Here is a 3,604-nt window from a genome sequence, read left to right on the forward strand (position 1 = left end):
CGATTCCTCGCGGAAGAGATCGGGCGCCAAGTCGACATTGATGCGCGGCTCGGCGATGGTGAGAACCGTTCGGCTCTTCGCGACGAGGCTCGTCATCTCGATCCGGTGGGCGAGAGGAACTCCATCGACGGTGCGTACGTCACTCATCCTGGCCTCCTTGATACGGGCGCCCTCCTTATCGAAGAAGGCGGCACGGATGGTGACGAAGTTGTCTTTTCGCACCCAGCCTTGAAGCTTCCCGTAGACGATCTCGTGGCGAGGCACACCCTCCAGGACGTAGCAAGGCACTCCATCGACCTCTTCCTCACCGAGCAAACGATGAACCAAATCGTCGAGATGCGCGCCGCCGGCGAGATCCGAGTAGGTGATGTCCGAGCCCAGGAACGAGGCATCCTGATCCCGTCCCGCTATCTGGCGCACCAGATCGAGATCGGGAAAGTACGCCCATTGCTGATTCCGTTCACCGCGCGAGGCCACCACGAGGAACCGGGTGCCATTCATCTCCGGCGGCTCGAGGAGCGTGATGAGCGCGCGGTAGTTGACGCCTTCTCGCCGCATCAGGAGTCGAAAGGCTCTCCGTTTCTCCTGCCCGTTTTCCGGAGTGATGGTCATCGTGACGTTCGCGGAGAGATCTTCGATGGCGAGATCGACTTCTTTGGCATGCGCGACGATGGCACCCGCCGATAGCTGGCTCCCGAGCAGCATGGCCGCCCCCAACCCGGTTACGGTCATCATCACGGCGAGGCCTCTTCTCGCCGCAGATACAATCTCCTCCCGACGGCCAAGTAGACGAGGCCGAAGAGAACGAGCGCGATGACCGCGAGACCGACATCGGAGAGCGACCGCTCGCGAAGCATCAGGTCGTTGGAGGCTTCCATCGCCCATGCGGTCGGGAAGAGGTGGGCCAGGTTTCGAAGCCAGCCGGGCTCGATGGACATGGGCCACCAGCACCCTCCGATGGCCGCCATCGCCATGATGGCGATCGTTCCGAGCTGCACCACGGAGTCCCGCGTTGGAGCGAGCGACGCGATGAGCAGCCCAAAGGCCGCGGAAGCGAAGCTGACGCCGATGACGACGAGTCCCAACGCGAGCAACGAGGGCCCCAACGAAATGCCGAAAAGGGCGCGGCCGAACGCGAATAGCAAGGCCATCTGCACCACGCCGATGAGCACGCGAGAGATCACCTTCCCGGTCACGATCGTCCCCGCCGACACGGGACTCGCCGTCAAGCGATAGAGGATACCCCAGTCCCTTTCGTCGACCAGCCCGAGTCCCACACCGAGGAGCATGCCCAGCATCAGGAAGGTTACACCGAAACCGGGCACGTTCTGATCGAAGGTGTTGAAAGACGTGCGCGAGCTGGTGAGGCTCTGCTCGTCGAGCCCCACGGACTCGTCGACCAGCCGCGAGGCCAGGTCGCCGGCATCTTCCGATACCGATTCGAAGTCCACGTCCCCCGCGTGAGTGAGAACCTCGACCACCGCAACCCGACTCGCCACCTGCGACGCGACCAGCGCCGCCTGGACGCGCGCTACCTCGATCTTTATCCGCAAGAGCTCGAGGTACTTCACCGGGTCGGTCAACAACACGAGGCGGACCTCTCGACCAGCACGGAAATCGGTGGTGAAGCCTTGGGGGATGACGAGTGCGGCGCCTGCTTCACCGGCCTCGGCGACGAGGCGGCGGGCCTCCGGTTCATCGACCCGAACCACCCTCAGACCGGCGACCGCTCCGAGCGAGGAGACCAGCCGCTCGGCGACTCCACCGCCGTCGCGATCGGCCACCGGTAGGAGAAAGACGTTCTCGGACTGCTCGCGGTCTCCGTAGAACGTCGAGAGAGAGAATCCGGCGACGGAGATGACGACCAGGGGCGCGAGTAGGAGAAACAGCAACGCCCACCGGTCGCGAAGCAGCAGTCGGATGTCCTTGGCCGCGAGCACCGCAAGCGCTCTCATAGAAGTGTTTCGAGAGAGGCTCGGGGAGGCCCCTCGACGGACCCATACTAGCTAAATCCACTGCCCCGAGACGACTACGAAATGACAGGGTGCTTCTTATGGAATAAGTACTTATAGAACAATTAGTTATATATACTTGACAAAAAAGTCGTGTATCTGGCACAATGTCCTCGTGAAGCTTACGGCGCAGGAGGAGTACGGTATCCGCTGCCTGCTCCAGCTTGCCCGACGCGCCCACGAGTCCCAACCGGTCACCGTGCGCGAGGTGGCGGCCTCGGAAAGCCTGTCTCCCGCCTACGCGGAAAAACTGTTGCGCATCCTCAGCCGAGCCGGGCTGGCAGAGTCCATTCGGGGCACGCGGGGTGGTTACCGGATGACGAGACCTCCGGAGGAGGTCACGATGGGCCAGGCGATTCGCGCCCTCGGTGGCTTCATCACCCAGTCCGATCTCTGTGCGCGGTTCACGGGACAAGACGCTTGCTGTGTCCACCTGACGGACTGCGGGCTCCGGCCGGTCTGGACGGCGGTCAACCTGCACGTCGAGAGACTGCTGGACAGCATGTCTCTGAGCTCGCTCCTCCAAGGAGAGCGCGCCATCGCGTCACGGCTCGATGAGACAACGATCGAGTGGAACCGCTGTCTCGTTCCGTTACAAACGTCAACGCCACCAGGATCGACGAGGGAGGTGTGATCATGAAGACCCTCTTGAGCTTGACGAGTTATCCGACACCCAGCACGACCCGGTCGCTCGACGACTCCGGCTCGCGAAGAAGCGAATGGCCCGAAGAGTGGCGACATGAACAGGAAGAAGACGAGCTGGGCGCCTCGGCCGTTGAAACGTCCGATCGCGTCGAGCCCCGGCTCGATTCTCCGTCCGACGTCGGCTACTTCCTGAACCTCGCCGGCCGTTACCGGTTGCTCACCGCCGCGCGCGAGAAGGAGCTGGCCACGGTGATCTGGAGGGCCCGACGACGATTGGTTCAGGCGATGGAGCTCGCGCGTCGTTCGGACGGCAAGGTCACGATCGAGGTTCCCGCGGAGATTCGAGTTCCATCGAGACCGCTGTCTCCCAACGCCCGCCGACGTCTGATTGGCGCCGAGGAGTACGCGCAACGGCTGCTGCGTTCGATTGGTGACGACGACGACGCGGGAGAGGGGTTCGACCACTCTCTCGCCGTACCGCCGCCGGTCGAGCCGGCGCCCCGCCGAGGGCGACGAAGTCGCAACTCCGTCGCTCCGCTGCTCACCGGAAGGCAGATTCTTTCCATCGCGCCCATACTGCGCGACTCCATGGATCGCATCCGAAGCGCGCGGGAAGAGCTCGTGGAGCACAACCTGCGGCTCGTGGTCTGGGTCGCCAAGGCCTACCGCGGTCGGGGGCTAGACTTCGTGGATCTCATACAGGAAGGAAGCATGGGGCTCCTCAGAGCCATCGATCGCTTCGACCCCGCGGTGGGGACTCGCTTTTCCACCTTTGCGACGCACTGGGTGCGGCAGGGCATCCGGAGAGCGCTGGCCGAGAAGGCGCGGACCATTCGTATCCCGCTCAACCGAATCGCGGAAGCCCGCGAGGTGGTCCAACTTCGAAACCAGCTCGCGAACAAGCTGGAGAGGACGCCGACGCACTTCGAGATCGCCGCCGAGATGAA

General features: G+C 63.4%; 4 protein-coding genes. 2 read left to right on the top strand and 2 right to left on the bottom strand.

All coding sequences use genetic code 11. From position 1 onward, the window contains the following. Nucleotides 1-735 (bottom strand): outer membrane lipoprotein-sorting protein (locus tag VEK15_06885; protein HXV60399.1); only part of this gene is annotated, 735 nt, incomplete at its 3' end. Then, nucleotides 735-1,955, bottom strand: a complete 1,221-nt coding sequence (locus VEK15_06890) for an ABC transporter permease (protein HXV60400.1) — start codon at nt 1,953-1,955, stop codon at nt 735-737. The genes VEK15_06885 and VEK15_06890, both read right to left, overlap by 1 nt. 172 nt (nt 1,956-2,127) lie before the next feature. Between VEK15_06890 and VEK15_06895 the strand changes: the two genes are divergently transcribed. Together VEK15_06895 and VEK15_06900 are read left to right on the top strand one after the other, a co-directional pair. Continuing rightward, complete coding sequence (locus VEK15_06895) at nt 2,128-2,646, top strand: Rrf2 family transcriptional regulator (protein HXV60401.1); 519 nt, start codon at nt 2,128-2,130, stop codon at nt 2,644-2,646. 2 nt (nt 2,647-2,648) lie between these two features. Beyond that, on the top strand, nt 2,649-3,604 hold a 956-nt coding region (locus VEK15_06900), incomplete at its 3' end, for a sigma-70 family RNA polymerase sigma factor (GenBank protein HXV60402.1).

Source organism: Vicinamibacteria bacterium, assembly GCA_035620555.1.
Taxonomy (GTDB): Bacteria; Acidobacteriota; Vicinamibacteria; order Marinacidobacterales; family SMYC01; genus DASPGQ01.

What these genes read in the sequence shown, in the direction of transcription:
- VEK15_06890 (HXV60400.1), bottom strand. Translation starts at nt 1,955, where the DNA reads ATGAGAGCGCTTGCGGTGCTCGCGGCCAAGGACATCCGACTGCTGCTT.